The sequence below is a fragment of the Mucilaginibacter sp. genome (genome assembly GCF_965225845.1).
Taxonomy (GTDB): Bacteria; Bacteroidota; Bacteroidia; order Sphingobacteriales; family Sphingobacteriaceae; genus Mucilaginibacter.
Window position 1 is genome coordinate 215,131 of sequence record NZ_CBDDBL010000001.1, and the last position, 24,360, is coordinate 239,490.

At 42.7% G+C, this 24,360-nt stretch carries 21 protein-coding genes and 1 pseudogene; 15 read left to right on the forward strand and 7 right to left on the reverse strand.

All coding sequences use genetic code 11. From position 1 onward, the window contains the following. Nucleotides 1-17: 17 nt before the first annotated feature. Nucleotides 18-1,877: a DNA mismatch repair endonuclease MutL gene (mutL, locus tag ACYZ0U_RS00945; protein ID WP_461448868.1), complete on the reverse strand. Its 1,860-nt coding sequence runs from the start codon at nucleotides 1,875-1,877 to the stop codon at nucleotides 18-20. 150 nt (nucleotides 1,878-2,027) lie between these two features. Between mutL and ACYZ0U_RS00950 the strand changes: the two genes are divergently transcribed. From ACYZ0U_RS00950 to bshA, 3 genes are all read left to right on the forward strand, one after another. Beyond that, entirely contained in the window at nucleotides 2,028-3,662 is a 1,635-nt protein-coding gene (locus tag ACYZ0U_RS00950; protein ID WP_461448870.1) for an amidohydrolase, read from the forward strand. Further along, nucleotides 3,649-5,463 (forward strand): serine hydrolase domain-containing protein, encoded by a 1,815-nt coding sequence (locus ACYZ0U_RS00955; RefSeq protein WP_461448872.1) that lies wholly within the window; start codon nucleotides 3,649-3,651, stop codon nucleotides 5,461-5,463. The genes ACYZ0U_RS00950 and ACYZ0U_RS00955 overlap by 14 nt, the downstream gene beginning before the upstream one ends. Nucleotides 5,464-5,549: 86 nt before the next feature. Beyond that, on the forward strand, nucleotides 5,550-6,695 hold the full coding sequence (gene bshA / locus ACYZ0U_RS00960) for an N-acetyl-alpha-D-glucosaminyl L-malate synthase BshA (RefSeq protein WP_461448874.1): 1,146 nt from the start codon (nucleotides 5,550-5,552) through the stop codon (nucleotides 6,693-6,695). Nucleotides 6,696-6,836: 141 nt separating this feature from the next. On the opposite strand, the gene hisS is transcribed toward bshA, so the two are convergent. Continuing rightward, nucleotides 6,837-8,207 carry a histidine--tRNA ligase gene (hisS, locus tag ACYZ0U_RS00965; protein ID WP_461448876.1) on the reverse strand — a complete coding sequence of 457 codons (1,371 nt, stop codon included), beginning with the start codon at nucleotides 8,205-8,207 and terminating at the stop codon, nucleotides 6,837-6,839. Nucleotides 8,208-8,336: 129 nt separating this feature from the next. Between hisS and ACYZ0U_RS00970 the strand changes: the two genes are divergently transcribed. Continuing rightward, on the forward strand, nucleotides 8,337-8,840 hold the full coding sequence (locus tag ACYZ0U_RS00970) for a GNAT family N-acetyltransferase (RefSeq protein WP_461448878.1): 504 nt from the start codon (nucleotides 8,337-8,339) through the stop codon (nucleotides 8,838-8,840). Between the two features lie 5 nt (nucleotides 8,841-8,845). On the opposite strand, the pseudogene ACYZ0U_RS00975 reads toward ACYZ0U_RS00970, so the two are convergent. Beyond that, a pseudogene (locus ACYZ0U_RS00975) lies at nucleotides 8,846-9,628 on the reverse strand (class I SAM-dependent methyltransferase). 125 nt (nucleotides 9,629-9,753) lie between these two features. Between ACYZ0U_RS00975 and ACYZ0U_RS00980 the strand changes: the two are divergent. The 3 genes from ACYZ0U_RS00980 to ACYZ0U_RS00990 all read left to right on the forward strand — a co-directional run bounded on the left by ACYZ0U_RS00980 (nucleotide 9,754) and on the right by ACYZ0U_RS00990 (nucleotide 11,911). After that, the gene (locus tag ACYZ0U_RS00980; RefSeq protein WP_461448880.1) at nucleotides 9,754-10,845 is read left to right on the forward strand and encodes an Mrp/NBP35 family ATP-binding protein; all 1,092 of its coding nucleotides are present in this window, start codon (nucleotides 9,754-9,756) and stop codon (nucleotides 10,843-10,845) included. Between the two features lie 25 nt (nucleotides 10,846-10,870). Further along, nucleotides 10,871-11,149, forward strand: coding sequence for a NifU family protein (locus ACYZ0U_RS00985; RefSeq protein ID WP_461448882.1), 279 nt, complete (start codon nucleotides 10,871-10,873; stop codon nucleotides 11,147-11,149). Between the two features lie 108 nt (nucleotides 11,150-11,257). Continuing rightward, nucleotides 11,258-11,911 (forward strand): peptidase associated/transthyretin-like domain-containing protein, encoded by a 654-nt coding sequence (locus ACYZ0U_RS00990; RefSeq protein WP_461448884.1) that lies wholly within the window; start codon nucleotides 11,258-11,260, stop codon nucleotides 11,909-11,911. On the opposite strand, the gene def is transcribed toward ACYZ0U_RS00990, so the two are convergent. Both def and ACYZ0U_RS01000 read right to left on the reverse strand, forming a co-directional pair. Continuing rightward, entirely contained in the window at nucleotides 11,908-12,480 is a 573-nt protein-coding gene (gene def, locus ACYZ0U_RS00995) for a peptide deformylase (RefSeq protein WP_461448886.1), read from the reverse strand. The two genes, ACYZ0U_RS00990 and def, sit on opposite strands and share 4 nt — an antisense overlap. Before the next feature lie 18 nt (nucleotides 12,481-12,498). Then, a complete protein-coding gene (locus ACYZ0U_RS01000; RefSeq protein ID WP_461449984.1) occupies nucleotides 12,499-13,728 on the reverse strand; it encodes a M16 family metallopeptidase in 1,230 nt (409 codons plus the stop codon). A gap of 76 nt (nucleotides 13,729-13,804) precedes the next feature. Here ACYZ0U_RS01000 and hpt point away from each other — a divergent pair, with 76 nt between their 5' ends. After that, nucleotides 13,805-14,335 carry a hypoxanthine phosphoribosyltransferase gene (gene hpt, locus ACYZ0U_RS01005; RefSeq protein ID WP_461448888.1) on the forward strand — a complete coding sequence of 177 codons (531 nt, stop codon included), beginning with the start codon at nucleotides 13,805-13,807 and terminating at the stop codon, nucleotides 14,333-14,335. A 49-nt stretch (nucleotides 14,336-14,384) separates the two neighbouring features. Here the strand turns inward: hpt and mfd are convergent, their stop codons facing one another. Next, a complete protein-coding gene (mfd, locus tag ACYZ0U_RS01010) occupies nucleotides 14,385-17,738 on the reverse strand; it encodes a transcription-repair coupling factor (RefSeq protein WP_461448890.1) in 3,354 nt (1,117 codons plus the stop codon). Nucleotides 17,739-17,887: 149 nt separating this feature from the next. Here mfd and ACYZ0U_RS01015 point away from each other — a divergent pair, with 149 nt between their 5' ends. From ACYZ0U_RS01015 to ACYZ0U_RS01045, 7 genes are all read left to right on the forward strand, one after another. Beyond that, complete coding sequence (locus ACYZ0U_RS01015) at nucleotides 17,888-18,292, forward strand: DUF4199 family protein (RefSeq protein ID WP_461448892.1); 405 nt, start codon at nucleotides 17,888-17,890, stop codon at nucleotides 18,290-18,292. Beyond that, complete coding sequence (locus ACYZ0U_RS01020; RefSeq protein ID WP_461448894.1) at nucleotides 18,285-18,608, forward strand: DUF2752 domain-containing protein; 324 nt, start codon at nucleotides 18,285-18,287, stop codon at nucleotides 18,606-18,608. Before ACYZ0U_RS01015 ends, ACYZ0U_RS01020 begins: the two co-directional genes overlap by 8 nt. A gap of 107 nt (nucleotides 18,609-18,715) precedes the next feature. Next, nucleotides 18,716-19,093 carry a TM2 domain-containing protein gene (locus ACYZ0U_RS01025; protein WP_461448896.1) on the forward strand — a complete coding sequence of 126 codons (378 nt, stop codon included), beginning with the start codon at nucleotides 18,716-18,718 and terminating at the stop codon, nucleotides 19,091-19,093. A 46-nt stretch (nucleotides 19,094-19,139) separates the two neighbouring features. Continuing rightward, nucleotides 19,140-20,237 (forward strand): Nif3-like dinuclear metal center hexameric protein, encoded by a 1,098-nt coding sequence (locus ACYZ0U_RS01030; protein ID WP_461448898.1) that lies wholly within the window; start codon nucleotides 19,140-19,142, stop codon nucleotides 20,235-20,237. Beyond that, nucleotides 20,237-20,980, forward strand: coding sequence for a zinc ribbon domain-containing protein (locus tag ACYZ0U_RS01035; RefSeq protein ID WP_461448900.1), 744 nt, complete (start codon nucleotides 20,237-20,239; stop codon nucleotides 20,978-20,980). The genes ACYZ0U_RS01030 and ACYZ0U_RS01035 overlap by 1 nt, the downstream gene beginning before the upstream one ends. 175 nt (nucleotides 20,981-21,155) lie before the next feature. Further along, entirely contained in the window at nucleotides 21,156-22,373 is a 1,218-nt protein-coding gene (locus ACYZ0U_RS01040; RefSeq protein ID WP_461448902.1) for a metallophosphoesterase family protein, read from the forward strand. A gap of 244 nt (nucleotides 22,374-22,617) precedes the next feature. Further along, nucleotides 22,618-23,010 carry a hypothetical protein gene (locus tag ACYZ0U_RS01045; RefSeq protein WP_461448904.1) on the forward strand — a complete coding sequence of 131 codons (393 nt, stop codon included), beginning with the start codon at nucleotides 22,618-22,620 and terminating at the stop codon, nucleotides 23,008-23,010. Nucleotides 23,011-23,178: 168 nt separating this feature from the next. Here the strand turns inward: ACYZ0U_RS01045 and ACYZ0U_RS01050 are convergent, their stop codons facing one another. Then, nucleotides 23,179-24,249, reverse strand: a complete 1,071-nt coding sequence (locus ACYZ0U_RS01050) for a PA0069 family radical SAM protein (RefSeq protein WP_461448906.1) — start codon at nucleotides 24,247-24,249, stop codon at nucleotides 23,179-23,181. Nucleotides 24,250-24,360: the final 111 nt, after the last annotated feature.

Sequence of the window (24,360 nt, forward strand, 5' to 3'; positions counted from 1 at the left end):
TATGTATAGCCATAAGGCTACTTTTCAAATCGTTCAATTATTTCAGTTAATGTAAAGGTACTAATTACAGGCTTTCCATTTAATGCAAGATTAGGCATTTGGCAGGCAAAAAGCTGGTCAATCAATAAATTCATTTCCTCTAAGCTCATTTTGGTGCCTGCTTTTATCGCCGCGTTCCGTGCTAATGAACGGGCGAGGTTATCGCGCTTGTCCAGTTTCAATATCGCCAGGTTGTTTTTAAAGCCCTCCAGCAATTGTTCTAACAGTTGCTCTTCGCCAACATTGTTCAGGTCGGCCGGTATGCCTTCAACCACCACGGTATTGCGGCCAAACTCGCGGATATCAAAGCCTAAGGCTCTTACATCGGGCAAAAGCTCCCGTAATAACTCAAAATCAGCGCTGTTTAATGTTACCGATTGCGGGAACAAACTTTGCTGGCTTACCCCTGAATGCGTTTGCAATTGCTGTAAAAAACGCTCATACAAAACCCGTTCATGCGCTGCCTGCTGGCTTATCAGCATAAAACCTGATTTTATCTGCGATAGTATAAAGCGGTTATGGATCTGGAAAAGTTGACGCTCGCTTGACTTGCTGATCGCCTGTTCATCCACCTCTATTTGCTCTTCCTGGTGCATTTGCTGTTGCGTAGAATTTTCTCGCTTGCTGATCTCATACAGTGTATCCCAATTGCCCGGGATGAGCGAGCTGCGGTATTCTCCACTTGTGCGAAAAGCGGGCGGCATTTCACGCGCCGGTCTTTTCTCAGCCGCGAAAGGATTAAAATCCGGGTTGAAGGCGATGGTTGGCGCAATGATCTCCTCAAAAGGCTTCGGGGTGATCAAATGTTCGATGCTGTTCTCCTGGTCGAAATCCAAACTTGGCGTAATATTATATCTGCCCAATGAGCGCTTTACCGCCGAGCGGATGATGGCGTAGATCGATTTCTCGTCCTGGTATTTGATCTCTGTTTTGGTTGGATGCACATTGATATCGATTTTGGATGGGTCGATATCGATAAACAAAACATACATCGGGTAGCATTCATCGGGCAGCAACTCCTGGTAAGCGGTAAATACGGCATGATTCAGGTAAGCATCCTTGATAAAACGATTATTCACAAAAAAAAACTGCTCGCCGCGGGTTTTACGGGCAAACTCGGGCTTACCCACAAAACCATGCAGCTTAATAATGCTGGTATCTTCCTCAACCGGTACCAAACGCTGGTTGTAGTTATTACCAAAGATGTGTACAATGCGTTGCTTTAATTGTGATGCCGGCAAATGGTATACCTCCTGCCCGTCGTGGTGCAGGGTGAAAAATATCTGCGGATTGGCCAGTGCCACCCGCTGAAACTCATCGATGATATGGCGCATTTCCACCGGGTTGCTCTTTAAAAAGTTGCGCCGGGCGGGGGTATTGTAAAACAGGTTTTTGATGGAGATGGATGTCCCTGTGTTTGCCGAACATGCTTCCTGGCTGATCACTTCCGACCCCTCGATCAAAATACAGGTTCCTAATTCATCCTCATGCCTGCGGGTTTTCAGTTCCACCTGGGCAATTGCCGCTATGGACGCCATCGCCTCGCCGCGAAAACCCATGGTTCGGATAGCAAACAGGTCTTCGGCTTTTTTTATTTTAGATGTGGCGTGGCGCTCAAAGCACATGCGTGCATCGGTCACGCTCATACCGCAGCCGTTATCTATCACCTGGATCAATGCTTTCCCCGCATCCTTTAGTATCAGCTGTATCTTATCTGCACCTGCATCTATCGCGTTCTCTACCAATTCCTTTACCGCCGACGCTGGTCGCTGCACTACTTCGCCCGCAGCAATCTGGTTTGCAACGGCATCGGGTAAAAGTTGAATTATATCTGACATCTAAATTTTATTTCCGCTCCCCGCCTATATCAAAAATACCGCGGAAGCTATTAGGCTGCTAAATTAAATATTTGATGTCATAACTTTTTTATGATTTGTTAGTTATATATAATTCATGGATTTAATTAAAATTGCAAGATCCCGTACTCTATGAAAAAATTGTGGCCCCTGCTTTTACTTTTTGCCATAGCCTGCAAACAAAAAAAGGCGTACAATGCCGATCTTTTAGTTAAAAACGCGCTCATATATACAGTAGATAGCAATTTTACCACCGCACAGGCTTTTGTAGTTAGCAACGGAAAAATTATTGCCGTTGGCGATAGTGCCGATCTTGATAAAAAATATACCGCTAAGGAAGTTATTGATGCCGGCGGGTACCCGGTTTACCCCGGATTTATAGATGCACATACCCACTTTTACAACTACGGGCAAACGCTGCAACAAGCCAACCTGGATAATACCAACAGCTGGCAGGATGTTTTAGATACCCTTAGCTCCTACGCCCGCCGCAATACTGATGGCTGGATAATTGGCAGCGGCTGGGACCAAAATAAGTGGAAAGTAAAAGAGTTCCCCAATAAAGCTAAGCTGGATTCCCTTTTCCCGGTTAGGCCGGTGATTCTGCACCGGGTGGATGAGCACGCGGTAATAGCTAACCAGGCGGCTTTAAATATAGCTGGTATAAAACCAGGCCAAACTATTATTGGAGGTACCATTGAAACCGTTAATGGCAAGCTTACCGGCTTATTGGTTGATAACGCAGTTGGCATTGTTACCCGTAAAATTCCACCGACCGATGACACCGTGGTGCAAAATTCATTATTAGATGCGCAGCGTAATTGCTTCGCGGTTGGTTTAACCACTATTGATGATTGCGGGCTGCCTTATACCATGGTAAATGTGATCAGGGAATTGCAAAATAAAGGCGACCTGAAAATGCGGATGTATGTGCTTTTACTTGATAAACAGGAGAATTACGATTACCTGTTTAAGCATGGCATCATCAAAACAACAAGATTGGATGTTCGTGGCTTTAAAATGTTTGCTGATGGTTCTTTAGGGTCTCGCGGTGCGTGCATGCTGCAGCCTTACTCGGACAAAAAAGGATGGAAGGGGTTTTTATTAAGCGATCCTAAGCATTTTCAGCAGATAGCCGAGAAATTGATCAAAAGCAATTTCCAGCTTGCCACCCACGCCATTGGTGACTCCGCTAACAGGGTGATGCTAAAGGCTTACGCAAGCGTATTGAAGGGCAAAAATGATCGCCGCTGGCGGATTGAGCATGCACAGATCATTGCGCCGGGCGATATGGGCCTATTTGGGCAATACAGCATTATTCCATCGGTACAACCTACACATGCTACTTCAGATATGTACTGGGCCGGCACCAGGATAGGCAAAAAACGATTGAAAGGCGCTTATGCCTATAAACAATTGCTGGATCAAAACGGATGGCTGCCATTAGGTACCGATTTCCCGGTAGAAGATATCAACCCGATGTATACTTTTTATGCCGCGGTTGAACGTAAGGATTTGAAAGGCTTCCCGCCAAATGGTTTTCAGCCCGAAAATGCGTTAAGTCGGATGCAGGCTTTGCGGGGGATGACCATCTGGGCAGCAAAGGCCAATTTCGAGGAAAAAGAAAAGGGTAGCATAGAGGTAGACAAGTATGCCGATTTTGTGATACTGGACAAGGATATAATGAAAATTGATGGCGCTCAGTTGCCAAAGGTTAAAGTGCTTAAAACTTATGTTAATGGTGAAAAGGTATATGAGAAAAAATAGGCTGAATATTGCTATCTTCTCTTTGTTCTCGTTAGTGTTGTTCAATTCCGCATGCGCGCAAAACCCTCCCACGGGTTTGGATTATGTAAAGGAAGAAACTTTGGTACAAAACTCCACAGTATTGCTCAATAATGGTGAATTCACCATTCCGCTCCAGGATCTGAGTGCTGCCAAAATTGCCAGCGTACATTTTACAAACCCCAATGCTGCCGGTTTTGATAGTTTGCTGAACAAATACGCCAAGGTCGATCCTATCAATGGCAACCTGTACAATGGCGTAAAAAATATCAATGATCTTTCGGCCGACCTGAAATGGTATAACACCATTATCCTTCAGCTAACAGCTGCCGATGTCAGCAACCCCCAGATCATCAACTTCATCACCCAAAATCAAAAAATAAAAATAGTAATTATCGCCTTGTTTGGCAGCGGTAATTCATTCAGTAAACTAAACGATGTAACCGCGCCAATCATCTGGTCGCAACGCACAACCCCGGTTGCTGAATATTTTAGCGCGCAGGCCATTTTCGGTGGTGTTGCCATCACTCAAAAACTCACCAATACTTTCTCGCCCCGCTATGCTGCCAACATGGGTTTCATCACCGCTAAAACCCGTTTGCAATATACCGTGCCGGAGGATGCGGGTGTGAATTCCATTAATTTAATCCAGATTGATGATATTGCGCGTGAAGCGATCTCGGCACACGCTACGCCGGGTTGCGTGGTATTGGTTGCCAAAGATGGCAAGGTGATTTTTAATAAAGCCTATGGCGATCATACATATGATCCGAATGTGCCGGATAAGCTGACCGATATTTTCGACCTGGCATCGCTTACCAAAGTTACCGCCATGACCATCGAAGTGATGAAGCTATATGATGAAGGAAAGATCAGCCTGGATGCAACCATCGGCGACTACATCCCCGGTGTTCGCGGCAGCAATAAAAGCGATATAACTGTACGTGAACTACTGGAACACCAGGCAGGTTTGGTAGCGGATATCCCTACTTATGAAAAGCTGCATCCAAGCGACCACAGTACAGATTCATCCGCGGCCTATCCAACAAAGGTTACCGGCAACTATTTTTTACGGAAGGATTATTTTAAGGATGTAATGTGGCAGGATATTTTGAAGTCGCCGCTACGCACCCGCGGGCAATATGTTTACAGCGATGTGAGCATGGTTTTGATGAAAGAGATCTGCGAAACGATCACTTCCATCCCGCTAAACGAGTTTGTACTGCATAACTTTTACAAGCCACTGGGCATGAAAACCGCAGGCTTTTTGCCGCTTTACCGTTTCCCGGCATCGCAAATCATACCTACCGAGCAAGATGCGGTTTTCCGCCACACCTTATTAGTAGGTTATACTGAAGATCAAACTGCCGCCTTAATGGGGAATGTATCCGGCAATGCGGGTTTATTTGCCAGCGCTAATGATGTGGCTATCCTTTACCAGATGATCCTGAACCGCGGCACCTATGGCGGCGCACAATACATCAAACCGGAAACCATTGACCTGTTTACCGCCAAGCAATCTGCTGTTAGTCGCAGAGGTTTAGGATTTGACCGTTGGGACCCTTTGGAAGACCATCACTACCCATCAAAGCTGGCATCACCGCAAACTTACGGGCATACCGGCTATACCGGCACCTGCGTTTGGGTGGACCCTAAGTATAATTTGGTGTATGTATTTCTATCCAACCGGGTAAACCCAACCGTTGGCAGCAAACTATCCAGCCTCAACATCAGGCCAAGGATACAGGATGCGATATATCAGGCTATACAAAAGGGCATGTGATTTAATTCAATAGAACAGAACGATCATACCAAAATAATTACATCCGCTTAACACTATTCCAATAAATTGCTGTTAACCTTGTAGCAATGAAAATAGGTATCGTTTGTTATCCAACTTTTGGCGGTAGCGGTGTAGTGGCTACTGAGCTTGGCAAAGCACTTGCAGATCGCGGGCACCAGGTTCATTTTATCACTTACAACCAGCCTGCCCGGCTCGATTTCTTTTCGGCCAACCTATTTTATCACGAGGTTTCAGTATCCAAATACCCACTATTCGATTATCAGCCTTATGAGCTTGCACTTGCAAGCCGCATGGTTGATGTGGTTCGATTTGAGAAATTGGATATATTGCACGTCCATTATGCCATCCCGCATGCTTCGGCAGCGTTTATGGCCAAGCAGATCTTACAAACCTACGGCATTTATATACCTGTAGTGACTACGTTGCACGGTACTGATATTACTTTGGTAGGTAAGGACCGCACATTTAAACCCGTGGTTACATTCTCTATTAATAAATCCGACGGCGTAACCGCGGTTTCACAAAATTTGAGGGATAATACCTATGAATTTTTCGAGATCGAGAAGGATATCAAGGTAATCCCCAATTTTATCGATCTTACACGCTTCAGCCTGAAAGCAAAAGATCACTTCAAAAAGGCGATTGCGCCGGAAGGAGAAAAGATCCTGATCCATACTTCCAACTTCCGCAGGGTAAAACGTACCGAAGATGTGGTGCGGATATTTGCTGAAGTGATCAAAAAGATCCCGTCAAAACTATTAATGGTTGGCGATGGCGGCGAACGCTCTGATTGCGAGCAATTATGCCGCGATTTGGGTGTAAGCGCCAATGTTCGCTTTTTAGGTAAGCAGGATGCTATCGAAGAAATATTATCCGTTGGGGATCTGTTCCTGATGCCTTCACAATCCGAAAGCTTCGGTTTGGCAGCATTGGAAGCCATGGCTTGCAAGGTACCGGTGATCAGCAGCAATGCAGGTGGTTTGCCAGAACTGAATATTGACGGTGTAACCGGCTATTTAAAAGATGTTGGCGATGTAAAAGGCATGGCCGAAAAAGCGATTTACATTTTAGAGGACGAAGCCCGCCTTGCGCAGTTTAAAGACAATGCCCTTGCCCGCGCCAAAGAATTTGACCTGGCAAATATATTACCGCAATATGAAAGCTATTATGTTGAGGTGATTGAACAGAGCAAAGTGAATAATTTGTTGTAGATTCCCTTTACTATTCTTACCATTTCGACCTCAAAGAGAAACTATCTCTTAGGCAATAGAGAAAATCTTCTTCGCCCTATATACCCGTTTTGTATGAAGCAGAAGATTTCTCAGGATGGTCGGAACGACAGAGAGAAAATATTACTTTAATCTCTCCACAATTTCCTTTACGTTTAAATTTTCCTGCAATCCGCTATGCATATCCTTAAAAGCTAACAATCCGCTTTTCATTTCATCGCTGCCGATGAGCACAGTGTAAGGAATATTCTTATTGTTGGCGTAATCCATCTGTTTTTTAATTTTCGCACCTGCAGGGTAAAGCTCTGAATTGATATTATTGGCACGCAACTCATGCAATAATGGTAAGGCATATTTCTCCCCCTCGCTGTCGAAGCAGACGATAAGCACTTTGGTAGTTTGATTGGTATCAGCAGGAAAGAGGTTTAGCTCATCCATTACATCATAGATCCGGTCGGCACCGAACGAGATACCAACGCCGGTAAGGTCTTTTAAACCGAACATGCCGGTCAGGTCATCATACCTGCCACCACCGCCAATACTGCCCATGGCAACTTCGTTAGTTTTTACTTCAAAAATAGCTCCTGTATAATAGTTTAAACCTCGGGCAAGCGTAATATCCAGTTCCAGTGTTGCGTTTTGCAGGTTACAGCTATCAATATAAGTAAATACCGTTTCAATCTCGTCGCAACCCTTTAAACCGGTTGCTGAATCTTTAAGCGCTTCGCGGAGGCTTTCCAGCTTAATACTGTTTGATCCCTCTAATAAAATAACCGGTTTTAGCTTTTCAATATCCTCCGAACTAAAGTCTTTTTCAAGTAACTCTTTGATCACGCCATCCAGCCCGATCTTATCCAGCTTGTCGATTGCTACCGTCAGGTCGATAATATTATCAGCCTTACCAATCACCTCGGCAATACCCGAAAGTATTTTGCGGTTATTGAGTTTAATGTTGAAATCCTTTAACCCCAGCTTACTTAAAGCCTCATCATAGATCATGATAAACTCTGCTTCGTTCAACAACGACGGCGAACCTACCACATCCGCATCGCACTGGTAAAACTCGCGGTAGCGGCCTCGCTGCGGCCTGTCGGCACGCCAAACCGGCTGCACCTGGAACCGCTTAAACGGGAAGGTGATCTCGTTTTGATGCATTACAACGTAACGCGCGAATGGCACGGTTAAATCGTAGCGAAGAGCTTTTTCGGAGATCTCAGCGGTTAAACTTTGTGAGTTTTTATCTGCTAACTTTTGAGCATCAGCCTTTGCTAAAAAATCACCCGAATTCAATATCTTAAATATCAACTTATCCCCTTCATCACCATACTTACCCATCAAAGTGCTCAGGTTTTCCATTGCCGGAGTTTCTATCTGCTGATAGCCGTATTTACGGAAAACACTTTTTATCGTATCAAAAATAAAATTACGCCTCACCATTTCGGTTGGTGAAAAATCGCGTGTGCCTTTGGGAGTAGATGGTTTGATGGATGCCATGCGGCAAATGTACAAAAAAGTAGCCCCACCCAAACCCTCCCGTAAGGGAGGGCTAAAAATTTTACAAGTCTTTCCGCCGATTGGCGGAGGAGATTAAAGGGTACAAGTAAATTGTTTATTTTTACGCCCATGCACATCATCGCACAAACACCCCGCCTTATTATCCGCGAGTTTTTACCGGAGGAACAAGCTGTATACCTACAGCATTTTACTGATGAAGAGGTTTGCCGCTACATACCCGTTCGTACCACCGAGGAGCGAATCAACATCTTTCAAACCGCTTTGAACAACTATAGCACCAGCAAGCAAACCGGTATTTGGGGAATGTTCAATAGTAAGACCGGCGAGTTTATCGGCAGTTGCTTGTTGCGGCCTTTTAATGGCGACTATACTGTAATGGAAATAGGCTACAGCATGGAACGGAAATATTGGGGACAAGGCATTGCAACCGAAATGGCGAAGGCTATGATCGCTTATTCGTTTTCCTACGATGATATAACAGCCGTTGAAGCGGTTACTACGCTTGAAAATATAGGATCGCAAAAGGTGCTCCAAAAAGCCGGATTAGTTCATGCTGATAATTTGTTGAGGGATGGACTCGAATTGGCTTATTTCCGGGTGCAAAAAAGTTAGTTCTACTATTTCGCTGCAACCACTATCCTGAACTTATTTTTATAGATCACATGTCCATTGGTTTGGATGTATGGTTCAATAGCTGCCGAAATAGTTGCTGATACTTTTTCAATACCGCTGTGCTCAATAGCTTTTACCGCCGGCCCGGCCGATAGTAGCCCCCTAAATGCAATATTGGCATTTTCATAATCCCATACCGTAGTGAGGTCTGTGCTTTCAATATCTTTAAAGCCTATCTCCATTAATATATTTTCTAAAGCGCTGTTTTCTGTAAGCGCGAATGGCCCTGGCGTACCCGGCGGAGGTGTTGGTAACAGGCTGCCGACAGCTTTTAAATAGGTTGCCGCCTCACAGTCCTCTTTATTTCCCCATATCATGGCTACCAATTTACCGCCGGTTTTTAATACGCGTTTGGCCTCGCTCAAAGCATTTTTGGTATTGGCGACATACTGGAATGAATTGAAACCGCAAACCACATCAAACGCAGCATCTTCAAATGGGAGTTCTTCCATTTCGCCTATGCTGAATTTTGCCTATGGAACACGCGTCCTGGCTCGTTCAATAAAAGGCAAGCTGGCATCAATACCGGTAACTGTAGCACCTTTCTGTACAGCCAAACTGCTAAACAAACCTGAACCGCATCCAATATCCAAAAGCTTAACGGAACCATCTATTTTAATTTTATCCAACACATCATGGTATGTATTGATGCTGGTTTGCTCCTGGATGTTTGCCCAGTCATCGGGCCTTTGTCCCCAAAGATGGCCTTGTATAGCTTTTGAACCCATATGTTGCAGATTTATAGTTGCTTACAAGGTAAGTATTTGTGTGAAATATATGCAAATTGTTATCAGGGCTATTTTATCATTCAAATGACACTATTCCCTGTGGTTTGTGTAAATTTGTATTGATTATGACTATCACTAAAGAACAAGTACTGCAAGCTCTGAGTAATGTTGAGGAGCCGGATCTAAAAAAAGACCTGGTGACGCTTAACATGGTACAGGATATCCATATCGATGGTAACCGGGTAAGTTTTTCGGTTATCCTGACTACCCCTGCATGCCCGCTGAAGGCCATGATTGAGAACGCCTGCCGCAATGCCATCCTGCATTTTATCAGCAAGGATGCCGACATCCATATCAACATGACCTCGCACGTTACCACGCAAAAAAATACCGGGGTACCGGGCGTTAAAAATATTATTGCCGTTGCTTCGGGCAAGGGCGGGGTGGGTAAATCAACTGTTGCAGTAAATCTGGCTTTGGGTTTGGTTAAAACCGGCGCTAAAGTTGGTTTGATTGACGCGGATATCTATGGCCCATCCATCCCAATCATGTTTGGGCTGGAGAATGCGCGTCCGCAAGCCAGTAAATTAGAGAATGGTAAAACCCGTATTGAACCGATTGAAAAATTTGGCGTAAAGCTATTATCCATAGGTTTCTTTACAGACCCTAACCAGCCAGTGCCATGGCGCGGACCAATGGTATCAACTGCGGTAAAACAATTGTTTAATGATGCCGATTGGGGCGAACTTGATTATTTAGTGATAGACCTGCCACCGGGCACGGGAGATATTCATATCACTATTACCCAAACATTCCCTGTTACGGGTGCTGTTATTGTTACTACGCCGCAAAATGTAGCATTAGCCGATGCAAAAAAAGGCATTGGCATGTTTATGATGGATGCCATTAATGTGCCGATACTGGGAATCGTAGAAAATATGTCATATTTTACCCCGGCTGAATTGCCCGAGAATAAATACTACATCTTCGGACAAGGAGGTGGTGAAAAGTTAGCGAACCTGCTGGATGTACCATTTTTAGGCGAAATACCGTTAGTAAAAGGGATCAGCGATTCGGGTGATGCGGGTATGCCGATCGTGCTGGATGAAACTTCAGTACAATCAAAAGCGTTTATTGATATGGCTAAAAGGGTGGCCCAGCAGGTGTCCATCTCCAACGCGAAAGTATTAGGTAATGGAATTGTAGTAAATAATTAATAACTTTACTTATAAATTAGTAAAAATGAGTTTATTAGATCAGGTAGAGGCAGCGTTGGATACCATTCGTCCGTATTTGGAGGCTGATGGCGGGAATGTTTCTATTGAGGAGATCACTCCTGATAACGTGGTACGTTTAAAACTATTAGGCTCATGCGGCTCGTGTCCTATGAGTATCATGACATTAAAAGCAGGTATTGAACAAGCAATTAAAAAGGCTGTACCTGAAATCACCAGTATTGAAGCAGTAAACCTAACGGATATCGACGATCCGAATGCCGTACTCCCGGAAAATTTACGTTAATGTTAAGTATTGTTAAAGTTACATCTGTGTAAGTGTGAATAACCTACTTTTGTACACTTTTCGGAATAGATTTTGATATACACCCAATAGAAAAGGGCTTAGAGCAGCATGAAATATTTAATTGGCATATTTTTTTTATTGGTAACAGTATCTGCCTCAGCGCAGCATCAGGAAAAACCCCTGGTGCAGTTTTCAGGTATTGTACATAATGCCGATAGCGCCAAAATTATTGTGCCTTACGTTAACATCACCAATTCGGCAACACATAAAACCATCACCGCATCAAATTATGAAGGATATTTTTCTTTTGTAGCACATGAACAGGACACCTTGATATTTACCTGCGTTGGTTATGCAACTACCCGTGTAGTTATACCTGCCGATATTAAAAATAAAAGTTATACCATCCCTGTGATGATTAAACCGATCATTATCAACCTGCCAACATTCCATGTGTTCCCATGGGCAACTACTGATGAGTTTAAAAAAGATTTTTTAGCCATGAAGGTTGCTGATGACGACCTGGAGATTGCAAAGAAGAATGTAAGCCGCAGCGCTTTGACTGCTTTAATGAGCACCTTACCGCGCGATGGACAAGAAATACAAGATGGGCTATACCAGGGACTAAATACCAGTATTGAAAACTCACACTCTATAACACCCAACCCGCTGTTAAACCCGCTGGCATGGGGTAGCTTTATTAACCAGATAAGTGCGGGAGACAAGGCCCGCCAAAATGTTAATGCCGAAGATGCTAATTAACGGCCTTTTTTAGCTGCCGGGAATTTCATTTTATATTCAACGTCCACTTCACCTTTTGATATGTTACTAAGTCTTTTTTCTATCAGGCGCTTGCGTATCGGGCTTAATTTATCGGTAAATAGTTTACCTTCAATATGATCATACTCGTGCTGTATAACCCGTGCAGCCATACCTGTGTAGGTAGCTTCATGGTGTTTCCAGTCCTCATCATAATAAGAAATTTTAACTACAGGCTTACGGTAAACATCTTCCCTGATATCGGGTATACTTAAGCATCCTTCGTTAAATGCCCATTCTTCACCGGTTTCCTCTAATATATTGGCATTGATGAATGTTTTTTTAAAGTCTTTCAAATCCGGCTCATCATCAGCGAATACCGAAGCATCAATCACAAATAAACGCATTGATAAACCCACCTGTGGTGCAGCAAGGCCAACACCGTGTGCGCCATACATTGTTTCGTACATGTTATCAATAACCTCTTGTATGTTAGGATATTCATCGGGTTCAATTGCAGTTGCTTTTCTGCGTAAAACAGGGTCGCCGTAAGCTATAATCGGGTACTTCATAACTGCAAAAATACAGGTTTATTCTTTAGGCTCAAATAGCAAGGTTGTCATGCCATTAACATCAAAAATTTCATTGCTGATATCGAGCAATTCATCGGCAGTTACTGTATTTATTTTGCTAAACACCTGCTCAAGGCTGTCAATCTCTCCAAAGTCAAGTAAACTTTTCGCCATCCCGATGATCAAACTCATCCGGTTTTCCTCAGCCAAAGCTATCTGGCCAATAAATTTTTGCTTGGCTTGCCGTAGCTGTAACGAACCCAATTTATTATCCCGCAGCTTCTTCAACTCCTTATTTACCAAGCGCATGGCCTTATCAGCTTTTTCAGTATCAGTGCCGAAATAAATAGAGAAAATACCGGTATCCGAAAATGAGATATAGTTAGATTCGATAGTATAAGCGATGCCATGCTTCTCGCGGATCTCGAGATTTAGGCGGCTGCTCATACCCATCCCTCCTAACAAATTATTCAACAGCAATAAGCCGTATCGTTTTTCATGTTTTGATGCATAGGCGCTGCTGCCCATCATGCAATGGGTTTGCGAAATGGGTTTATGCAGAATGAGTTTCTCTCCGGAATTTGCTACCGGGGCTATCCTCATTTTCTTCAAGTTATTAGCAGGAACCCAGCCAACATATTTCTCGAATAACTTAATGAGCTTTGTAAAATCATAATCGCCAAAAACAGCAAAAACCATTTCGGAGGTGTTGTAGGTAGCCGACATGAAATTTTGAATATCAGCCTTATTAAAGGCACTCACCGTTTCGGTAGTTCCTAATATGTTTTTCCCTATGGGATGATCTTTAAACAGCAACTCCTCATAATCATCCTGGATAGCTTCTTCAGGCTGATCAAGATACGAGGCGATCTCATCCAAAATCACACCGCGCTCCTTTTCCATCTCGTCTTCCGGGAAAACAGAGTGAAACAGGATATCTTCAAACAGGTCTATTGTACGCTCCAAATGCTGTTTTAGCAACGAGGCGTGTACGCAGGTATATTCTTTAGTAGTATAGGCATTCAAATCGGCGCCGACTAATTCCAAACGGTTAAGGATTTGGCTGGTGCTGCGTTTTTCAGTTTCCTTAAAAAGCAAGTGCTCAATAAAATGTGCAAGTCCTTCCTTTTGCTCCGGTTCATCGCGCGAACCGGCATTAACCACAAAGCAGCAATGTGTAATGGTTGACGGTGAATGCTTAAAAAGTATACGGATGCCGTTAGTTAAAGTGTAAACATGGTAATCGATCATGAGGCGCAAAGATAGGTATATATATTGCAATTATTTTTTAGTTGATTCGACCGATTTGTTCTAAATTTAACACATGAAAGTTGCCGATCTTGATTTTGAGCCATTGATTAATGCGGAAGCCATAGAAAAACGTGTAAAAGCGATTGGCGCCCAGCTGAACGAGGATTATAAGGATACTAAGCCTCTGTTTGTAGGTGTGCTAAACGGCAGTTTCCTTTTCATTGCCGACTTAATTAAGCAAATTGAAATTCCCTGCGAAATTACCTTTACCAAGTTAGCCAGCTATTACGGCGGCACTAAAAGCACTTTAAAAATACGCGATGATATTGATTTGAGCGTAGATATTAAAGGCCGCGATATTTTAATTATTGAGGATATTGTTGACACTGGCAACACTGCTCACTACCTGATAGAAAAGCTAAAACTAAAGGAACCAAAATCCATTAAACTTTGCTCGCTGCTGCTTAAACCGGCATCCCTGAAAATCAAGATTGAAGAACTTAAATATGTAGGCTTTGAAATAGCCAATGATTTTGTGGTAGGCTACGGTTTAGATTACCAGGAAATGGGCAGGCATTTGAAGGATATTTATAAGAAAGTATAAGGATTATACAAACAACAATAATTGCCTGTGGAGGATACAGGCAATGGAATTAGACAGTAACCTCTTCAACGATCCCGCTCAACAGCTCAATCGCTTCATCAATACTTTTAACACCTTCAATACTTAAACGAAGCGTGTTCTTCACCTCTTTTAAATTAGTTCGGCGAGGGTTGGCTTGCACAAAGTTGAGCACTTGGCGGAATACCGGCGTTTCAAAATAAGGTGATTGCTGGTTGGTGATAAAGTAACCGCGTAATATGTACTTTTTAAGGGAAATCTTTTCAAACCCAATTCTTTTGCCGAGCCATTGCAGGCGCATGGTATTCAGCAGTGCTTCTACCTGTGGCGGGATAGGGCCAAACCTGTCGTGCAGTTGTTGCTGGAAAGCATCCAGCTCAACCTCGTTCTCCAGTTTCGACATTTCGGCATACAGGTTATAGCGTTCCGATAAACTGGTTACATATTCGTTTGGAATGAGTATCTCCAGGTCGGTATCTATCTGTGTAAAGGCAATAAATGGCCGCGGTTTATCATCCGGAAAAACGCCTTTAAATTCTTCTTCTTTTAACTCCTGTATAGCTTCGTCAAGTATCTTATGATACATTTCAAAACCAATCTCCGCAATAAAACCGCTTTGCTCGGCACCTAATAAGTTACCACTACCGCGGATATCCAAATCACGCATGGCAACATTAAAACCACTACCCAAATCGCTGAATTCTTCAATCGCGCTCAGGCGTTTACGGGCTTCGTTGGTAAGGGTAGATAAAGGCGGACTCAGCAAATAACAATATGCCTTTTTATTGCTTCGCCCAACACGGCCGCGCATTTGGTGCAGGTCGCTTAAGCCAAACATGTGGGCATGGTTAATGATAATGGTATTGGCATTCGGGATATCCAAACCGGCCTCAATAATGGTTGTAGCCACTAATACATCATACTCATGATTTACAAATTTCAGCATCACATCTTCCAGGGCATCACCTTCTAATTGGCCGTGTGCTATACCAATCCTCGCCTTTGGTACCAGCTTATGGATCATCGCGCCTAACTGTGGCAGATCACTCACCCGGTTATGGATAAAGAATACCTGTCCATCCCGGTCAACTTCAAATTCAACAGCTTCTTTGATGAGTTTATCATTAAATACATGCAATTCGGTAACAACCGGCTGGCGGTTTGGCGGCGGGGTAGATATGATTGATAAATCCCTTGCACCCATCAAACTAAAATGCAAAGTACGCGGAATAGGCGTTGCAGTCAACGTCAATGTATCCACATTGGCACGCATTTGTTTGAGTTTTTCTTTGGTTGATACGCCGAATTTTTGCTCTTCATCGATGATCATCAAGCCGAGATCTTTAAATTTAACATCCTTGCTCACCAAACGATGCGTGCCGATGATGATATCAACCTTACCTTCCTTCAGTTTCTCTAAAGTATCCTTGATCTGCTTGCTCGATTTAAACCGGTTCACATAATCAATATTGCAAGGAAACCCCTTTAGCCTGTCAGAAAATGTTTTGTAATGCTGTGCCGCCAAAATAGTTGTTGGTACTAAAATAGCAACCTGCTTACTATCAGCAACAGCTTTAAATGCTGCACGAACAGCAACTTCGGTTTTACCAAAACCCACGTCACCGCAAATCAAGCGGTCCATCGGGTGTGGTGATTCCATGTCCCGTTTAAAATCAGCGGTGGCTTTTTCCTGGTCGGGCGTATCCTCGTATAAGAATGAGGCTTCCAACTCGGTCTGCAAATAGCTATCAGGAGAAAAAGCGTTGCCCTGTTGTGCTTTGCGCACGGCATACAGCTTGATCAGGTCGCGGGCTATGTCTTTAACTTTTTTTTTTGTGGTTTTTTTGAGACGTTCCCAGGTATCGGTACCCAGTTTGTTCATTTTAGGAACTGCCCCCTCTTTCCCGCTGTATTTTGAGATACGGTTAAGCGAGTTGATATTCACATAAAGCAGGTCATTATCAGCATACAGCAAACGGATCATCTCCTGCATTTTGCCGTTAACTTCAATCTTTTCGAGGCCGTTGTACTTGCCAATACCATGGTCTATATGGGTAACGTAGTCGCCCGGCTTCAATTCGCGTAATTCTTTTAGCGTGATGGCCTGCGAACGCTGGTAGCCTTTTTTAAGCTTATATTTATAATAACGGTCAAAGATCTGGTGATCGGTATAACAGGCTATTTTTTGCTCATGGTCCACAAAACCCTCGCGGATGGATACACTTATCGGTGTAAACTTTACTGTTTTATCGAGATCCTCCAGAATAGCATAAAGCCGCTCAACCTGTCGTGCGGAATCAGTAAAAATGAAGTTGTCGATCTTAACCGACTCGTTATTCTTAAAGTTATGGATCAACAGGCTAAAATCCTTGTTAAAGGATGGCTGCGGGCGCATATCAAAATTGATGGTATCGTTTGGCGTATAAAAAAACTGCTTGCCAAACTCCACTATCGGGAAATCCGCCAATTGATCGGCGATGAGCTTTTCATCGGTGAAACCAAATTTTGGATCTATCCAATCCTGGTTCTGATTTTTTTCCTCCGGGGATAAGGCTTTCCACAAAGCCGTCGCCTTTTTATAGCCTGATTGTATAATATCTAAAGTAAACTGAACGTCTTTTATCCAAACCTGTGTGCCTGCGTCTACATATTCCAATAAAGAGATATTGCTTTCCGTCAGGAATTTGGATTGTACGTTAGGAACAATGGTAATGCTTTTTACCTGCTCAACCGAAAGCTGGCTTTCTATCTCAAAGGTGCGGATAGATTCGATCAGGTCGCCGAAAAATTCAACGCGGTAAGGCAACTCGTGCGAGAAAGAGAAAATATCTACGATACCACCACGAACGGAAAATTGCCCCGGCTCATATACGAAATCAACCCGGTCAAAATCATATTCAACCAAAAATTCGTTGATGAAATCAATGCTGAGCTTATTATTTACTGCTATTTCAAGTGTGTTTTTTTCGAGCGATGCACGGTCTATAACCTTTTCGGCTAATGCCTCGGGATAGGTCACAATCAATTGGCCGAACTCGGTAGCGTGATTGAGCTCATTCAATACCTCGGCGCGGGCAAGCACATTGCTGCTGTCGGGCTGGGTAAACTCAAATGGTTTGCGGTATGATGATGGGAACAATAAAACTTCCTTGCCGGTCAGGTTCTCCAGGTCGGCCTGAAAATAGCCTGCTTCCTCGCGCTCAGGAAGCACAAATATCATGTGCTGGTGCTGCAAAAAATACAAAGCTACCGCCATAGCCGAATCACTTGATCCCACTAACCCACGCAACTGAATCCTCGGATTTTTGGTGGCATTTAAGGCTTGCGCCAATGCTTTAATCCGTTCATCAGCCTTATATTTATCTAATATATCACGGATGTTCAAAACGTTGCAAAGATAAGTAAAAAAGCTCTTTTACACAGGTCAAACGACTCTAATTAAAAATTATAAAACAAAACCGTATGTTGTTACCTTTAAATGATAATCAACGTATACAATACACCGACCATATTATTTAACCAAATACTATTACAATGAAAAATGCATTTATAACCGGAGTTATTATCGGAGTTTTAAGCGGCCTGTGGCTTTTCATTATGCACTTAACCGGGTATGACCTGACCAAAGACCAGGTTTCGCCCTTTGAATATGTTTCCATTATTATCCCTGTTGCAGGTTTATACTTTGGCATCCGTGCTTACAGAAACGAGCTTGGCGGTAATATGGGTTTTTTAGAAGCTTTGGTACAATGTTTTAAAATATTGATCCTTGCAGGTATCATCGCAATTTTTGCAGGTATTCTGTACATCAGCTATGTGCAGGCAGGTAACAATGTTCGCGATTTTTCGGGCCGTATGTTTGGCGCTTTACTGGTTGGCGTAATTAGTGCATTTGGTGTATCTTTACTGCTGACCACCAAATCAAACAAAGTTGATTAAACTGTTTTTATTTCGATATTTTGAATTGATCTTTTGGGTTTCGGCCCTGGTAGCTTTAGGGGCGAGTAACCCATTACAATCCACACATTTTACCTTATGCCCGTTAAAATTAATGGGCATAAGCTGGTGCCCAGGTTGCGGCCTGGGACATTCAATCGCTTTTCTGCTTCATGGCAATATTTATAATTCTCTACACGCGCATTGGTTAGGTATCCCTGCACTATTGATCATCTTATATAGGATTGCTAACCTGATCCGTCAGCGTATAAAAGAGCCAATGTTGTTTGTAAATAAACAAACTAACTCACCGCTATAATCCTATAGCCTACCGACTTATTCAAAACACCTGCCAGTTTTGCATAGGTGAGTTTTATATTCTATCTTAGTTTTACATCACAATCAAAACAACAAAAACTAAACAAGATGGATCCTTTTCAAAATCCCTACATGAGCCTTCCGGGTATAACTCCTGAAGAAATGGGCTTTTTACAACAAGCAACTTCTTCATTAAATGAAGGTCAGCAGAAATATTTCTTTATGGTATATACAAACAAAAGAAAAAACCCACAAGATTTAATAATACTTACGATTATTGGCTTTTTTGGTATTGCTGGTATTCAAAGGTTTGCAACAGGGCAAATTTTTATGGGGCTGGTTTTTTTATTCACAGGAGGCTTTTGCTTAATAGGAACAATTGTTGATTTAGTAAATAATCAATCGCTTGCTTTAGAATACAATAAAAAGATGGCTTATGAAAGTTATCATATAGCACAGATGGGCGGACAATCGCCGATTCAATAAATTGATTGCCGGTTTGAAAAATACTAAAATCGTGTAACTTCGGTTTATGAAACTGTCACAGCTTACCGATTACCTCGAGAGTTTAGCACCACTGACCTATCAGGAAGATTATGATAATTGCGGACTGATAGTCGGCAGGCCGGATCAGGAAATCTTACAGGCATTGGTATCATTGGATTGCACCGAGGCTGTGGTTGATGAAGCAATTGCCAACAACTGCCAGGTTATCATTTCGCATCACCCCATCGTTTTTAAAGGGCTTAAAAAGTTTAATAGCAAAACTTATGTGGAGCGCGTGGTCGAAAAGGCGATCCGCAATAATATCGCGCTGTACGCTATTCATACCAATCTTGATAGTATGCAGACCGGTGTTAACGCCAAAATTTGCGAAACATTAGGCTTGGTAAACACCCGAATATTATCGCCCAAACAAAATACCCTTAAAAAACTGGCTACATACGTGCCGGTTGCCCAGGCAGAACAGGTGCGCAATGCGATGTTCCATGCAGGGGCGGGAAATATCGGCAATTACAGCGAAGCCAGTTTTAATGCCGAAGGAACCGGGACTTTTAAAGCGAATGAACACGCCGACCCATATGTTGGAGAGATTGGCGTAAGACATTCCGAACCTGAGATCAGGGTTGAGGTGATCTATCCGGCTAACCTGGAAAGTAAAATTTTAATGGCGCTGGTATTGGCGCACCCGTATGAGGAAGTAGCTTACGATTTGTACAATATCACTAATCCAAACCAGCAAGTTGGTTCGGGCATGATTGGTGAATTGGAATATCCCACTACCGAGGAAGCTTTTTTGTTTGATGTTAAGGAAAAAATGAAAGCGCATGTCATCAGGCATACGGCTTTTACAGGTAAGAACATTAAAAAAGTGGCTGTATGCGGTGGTGCCGGCGGTTTTTTATTAAAGAATGCCATAGCTGCAGGCGCCGATATTTTTATTACCGCCGATTACAAATACCACGAGTTTTTTGATGCCGAAGGAAAGATAGTTATTGCAGATATCGGGCACTTTGAGAGTGAGCAATTTACGCAACAATTATTGTATGAAATAATTAGAAAAAAATTTACTACCTTTGCCGTCCGTTTAACAGAGATTAATACAAACCCCGTCAAATATTTTATTTAATGGAACAAACCGTAGAACAAAAGCTAAAGGCTTTATACGAACTACAAACCATCCACACCAAGATTGATAAAATTCGCCAGGTACGCGGTGAATTACCTATGGAAGTGTCAGATCTTGAAGATGATGTTGCAGGATTAGAAACCCGCATTCAGAAGATCAAATCTGAACTGGATGATTTGGAAGATGATATAGTTACCCGTAAAAACCTGATCAAAGAAGCGCAATCGAACATTAAAAAGTACGAAACGCAACTAAATGAGGTTAAAAATAACCGTGAGTATGATGCAATTTCAAAAGAAATTGAAATCCAAGGTTTAGACATACAGGTAAGTGAGAAAAAGATCCGTGAGTTTGGTTTCGAGATCGTAACCAAAACACAGGTTTACGAAAAAGCGCAAGCTGACCTTGATGCACGTAAAAGCGACCTTGATGCTAAAAAAGCCGAGTTAGGTACTATTACCGCTGAAACTGAAAAAGAAGAAAACGAACTTACAGGCCTGGTTGAAAAAGCAAAAGCAGGTATTGATGAGCGTTTGTTAATTGCTTATACCCGTTTACGCGGAAACGCTAAAAACGGCCTGGCAGTGGTTACTATCCAGCGTGATTCATGCTCTGGTTGCTTTAACCAGATCCCGCCTCAGCGCCAGTCGGATATCCGTCAGCGTAAAAAAATTATTGTTTGCGAGCATTGCGGCCGTATTTTGGTTGATGAGCAAATGGCTTTAGAAGCCGAAACAGTTTAAGCCCTTTTCGCTAAGAAAGCTATATGAAATTATAAGGCGCTCAAATGAGCGCCTTTTTTGTTTGCATGGTATTTGCTCGCAATTGCCGGCTTATGCATATAATTTAATTATTAACTGTTGATGGCTTAACATTAAACGGTTTAACTTTAATTGCATTTATCCTGAGCCAATACGTATGAAAACAAAAGAAAACCCTACCCAAAAACATTCTACCGGCGAAGTTTTGCGCTTTGCCCACCCGTTTTTTACGCCCACACCTATAGAACAACGAGATGTGGTTGAAGGCATAGGCACCAGGATGACGGATTACATTCAAACGCAGCTTTTACCCATTCCTGCGCCACTACGCAACCCAACCATGATGCTTTCAGAAATTATTGGCGATGCGGGTGTTAACGAAATTGAACAAACCGGCACATTGATATTTCATACTGTTGGCGATACGGGTATAGAAACTGGCACTACCCAACAATTAGTTGCAGATGCCATGTCGTCAGATTATAATACGGCTGAACCGGCTTCGTCACCGGCATTTTTTTTCCATTTGGGCGATGTGGATTATTATGACAATACCGATAAAGGCTATCACGCCCAGTTTTACGAACCATACAAAACCTATCCCGGCAAAATAATAGCGATCCCAGGAAATCACGATGGCGAACTATTTAAGTATGATGGTACCAGCACCGGGCAAAAAGTAACCCTTGGCGAATTCCAGGCTAATTTTTGCCAGGCCGTAACCGGTGTACCACCTGCTGCAGGTACTATTTATCGGGAAATGATAAGCCAGCCTGCTGTTTACTGGTGTTTAAATACACCGTTTGCAGATATTATTGGACTATATTCAAACGTTGCCGAAAACCCCGGTTATATATCCGGACCAACCATCGGCACAGCGCAAAAAGATTGGTTGACACAAACTTTACAAGCCATTGCCACTGCGCGAAAATCCGGACCACGCAAGGCTTTAATTATCGCAACGCATCATCCGCCATTTAGCTCGGGAAGCCACTCCTCAAGTACAGACATGCTGATTGATATTGATGATAGTTGCACACAAGCCGAAATTTTCCCGGATGCTTTTCTTTCAGGGCATTCGCATAATATTCAATGCTATACCCGCTACATAACAATTAATAAGAAGGATTTGCAGGTACCTTATGTTATCTTAGGCTGTGGGGGTCGCCCTGTTACACACGTGCCGTCCGCAACAGGTGCAAAAATTACTGATGCGACGAAAATACCCTCATCGCATACATTCGATAAATCACTGTCCACTTATGGTTACGGCACCATCACCGTTACCCCCAATAAATTAATTATTGATATTACCACAGTTGATTCAACAGGCACTAAAAATTTGTTCGATAGCATTAGCGTCGACCTACAATAACCAATCATTATAAATTTAAATTCGGCGCTCGTTTGGGCGCCTTTTTTGCTTAAATGAATTTTTCTTTTTTGTCATTTCAACCATTTGGAGAAATACTCTTCGATAAGAACAATGGCTTTGCAACTCCAAATTGCTTGTTGAAGAAGATTTCTCTCTCCAGTCGAAATGAGACTGGCAGAAAGGATTTTCAAAATCTTAACAACTTCATAAGCCTATTTAAGAATTAATTCTTTAACTTGTAGCAATGAATTACAGATTAGGTTTATTTCTGATGCTCATAACACTCGCCGCTTGTTCCAATAATAAAAAGCCGGTAAGCGGGCAAACAGATATTTCTATTCACAAACAATGGAAATACAATACCGTAAGATCAGCATCAAATAATCCTGGATTAATTGGCAAACACATCCTCGACCTAACTAATAAAGATACCCTGCACTTTAGCTATCAATCTGTCAAAAATAATTCAACCGCTTATTCATACAGTATTTTACACGATACAATTTTTGTTAATAAAAAAGCCGCATACAAGATCATCAAATTAACAGGTGATGAATTAGATTTGTGCATCCTCTTTAGAAGCGATAGTGTGAAAGCGGTTCCAGATTCAGTAGTTATGATCTATAAAGCTAAATAGCCTATCACTTCCTGATCGAAGGTTTTATTAAAAAGAAATAGATCAAAACAAGGCCTGTTATTGCAACTATACCATTTATTATTGGCCAAAGCACGGATGAATTCATTTTGCAAAGGTATTAAATTTTACATGTGTCATTTCGACCGGCGGGAGAAATGACACGGAGGGTTAAAACAGATCCATCTGTTTCCCATTTTTGGGAATAAACAAAGTATAATCAAAGGGTGGCATTTCACGCCCTGCTAAAAAGCGGTTACAGGCCATACGGTACATTTGATGGATCGATTCTGCAATTGGCCCCTCGCCGCTCATGCGCCGTCCAAATTCGCTATCATTTAGTTTGCCCTCGTGGCAGGATTTGATCATGTTGAGTACTTTCTCCGCGCGATCGGGAAAAGCCTTATAGATCCAATCGCTGAATATTTCGGCAATGCTACCATTCAATCTCACAATGGTGAAGCCTGCGGCTAAAGCGCCCTGGTCGGCGGCAGATTTGATGATGTTGGGGACTTCCTCGCTATTTAATCCCGGGATGATCGGTGCCGCCATTACCCGCACCGGAACGCCAATTTCCGACAGTTTTTGGATGACGGCTAAACGGCCTGTTGCGGTTACGGTGCGGGGCTCCAGTTTTTGGCGGAGCTGTTCATTAAGCGAGGTAATGGATACGTTCACATGCACTAAATTCATAGTTGCTAATTCAGCCAGGATATCCAGATCGCGGAGTATGACATTATTTTTGGTAATGATGCTAACGGGATTTTTGTACCTCAAGAAAACCTTCAATAGCGAGCGGGTAATTTTTAGCTTCCGCTCTATGGGTTGATAACAGTCGGTGTTTCCGGAAAGTAATATGCCCACCGGTTTATAATTCTTTTTGTTGAAATATTGTTCCAGCAATTCAGCCGCGTTGCGTTTTACGATAATCTTGCGCTCAAAGTCTAATCCCGCGCTAAAGCCATAATATTCGTGGGTGTTACGTGCATAGCAATAAATGCAGCCATGTTCGCAGCCCTGGTAAGGATTGATAGAAAACATATGACTCAGATCAGGGCTGCTGGATTCGCTTACAATCTTTTTAGGGTTATCTTCAAAAAGTTGCGTGGCACTGTTTTCCAGCAGCGGCTCGTCTAATCCTTCAATATGCTCGCATACATATTTATTCTTTATAAATTTATTGTGCGTGTTTACCTGGGCTCCACGGCCCTTAAAAAACTCCTCATTATCCTCATGCGACATGCGACAAATTTGCTAATATATTTAGCAAAAAACAATGATAAAAATAGAATATTTCTCAAGATTTTTTTGCTGAATGAAAATCAAACACAAACTGTATTATTGTTGGTTATC

Bases quoted from the DNA above. Each gene is read 5' to 3' on its own strand.
- ACYZ0U_RS01045 (WP_461448904.1), top strand. From the start codon at position 22,618: ATGAATTACAGATTAGGTTTATTTCTGATGCTCATAACACTCGCCGCT.
- ACYZ0U_RS01040 (WP_461448902.1), top strand. From the start codon at position 21,156: ATGAAAACAAAAGAAAACCCTACCCAAAAACATTCTACCGGCGAAGTT.
- ACYZ0U_RS01030 (WP_461448898.1), top strand. From the start codon at position 19,140: ATGAAACTGTCACAGCTTACCGATTACCTCGAGAGTTTAGCACCACTG.
- hisS (WP_461448876.1), bottom strand. From the start codon at position 8,207: ATGGCATCCATCAAACCATCTACTCCCAAAGGCACACGCGATTTTTCA.
- ACYZ0U_RS00990 (WP_461448884.1), top strand. From the start codon at position 11,258: ATGAAATATTTAATTGGCATATTTTTTTTATTGGTAACAGTATCTGCC.
- ACYZ0U_RS00950 (WP_461448870.1), top strand. From the start codon at position 2,028: ATGAAAAAATTGTGGCCCCTGCTTTTACTTTTTGCCATAGCCTGCAAA.
- ACYZ0U_RS01035 (WP_461448900.1), top strand. From the start codon at position 20,237: ATGGAACAAACCGTAGAACAAAAGCTAAAGGCTTTATACGAACTACAA.
- mutL (WP_461448868.1), bottom strand. From the start codon at position 1,877: ATGTCAGATATAATTCAACTTTTACCCGATGCCGTTGCAAACCAGATT.
- def (WP_461448886.1), bottom strand. From the start codon at position 12,480: ATGAAGTACCCGATTATAGCTTACGGCGACCCTGTTTTACGCAGAAAA.
- ACYZ0U_RS00955 (WP_461448872.1), top strand. From the start codon at position 3,649: ATGAGAAAAAATAGGCTGAATATTGCTATCTTCTCTTTGTTCTCGTTA.
- ACYZ0U_RS01025 (WP_461448896.1), top strand. From the start codon at position 18,716: ATGGATCCTTTTCAAAATCCCTACATGAGCCTTCCGGGTATAACTCCT.
- ACYZ0U_RS00985 (WP_461448882.1), top strand. From the start codon at position 10,871: ATGAGTTTATTAGATCAGGTAGAGGCAGCGTTGGATACCATTCGTCCG.
- ACYZ0U_RS00980 (WP_461448880.1), top strand. From the start codon at position 9,754: ATGACTATCACTAAAGAACAAGTACTGCAAGCTCTGAGTAATGTTGAG.
- ACYZ0U_RS00970 (WP_461448878.1), top strand. From the start codon at position 8,337: ATGCACATCATCGCACAAACACCCCGCCTTATTATCCGCGAGTTTTTA.
- ACYZ0U_RS01015 (WP_461448892.1), top strand. From the start codon at position 17,888: ATGAAAAATGCATTTATAACCGGAGTTATTATCGGAGTTTTAAGCGGC.
- hpt (WP_461448888.1), top strand. From the start codon at position 13,805: ATGAAAGTTGCCGATCTTGATTTTGAGCCATTGATTAATGCGGAAGCC.
- ACYZ0U_RS01050 (WP_461448906.1), bottom strand. From the start codon at position 24,249: ATGTCGCATGAGGATAATGAGGAGTTTTTTAAGGGCCGTGGAGCCCAG.
- bshA (WP_461448874.1), top strand. From the start codon at position 5,550: ATGAAAATAGGTATCGTTTGTTATCCAACTTTTGGCGGTAGCGGTGTA.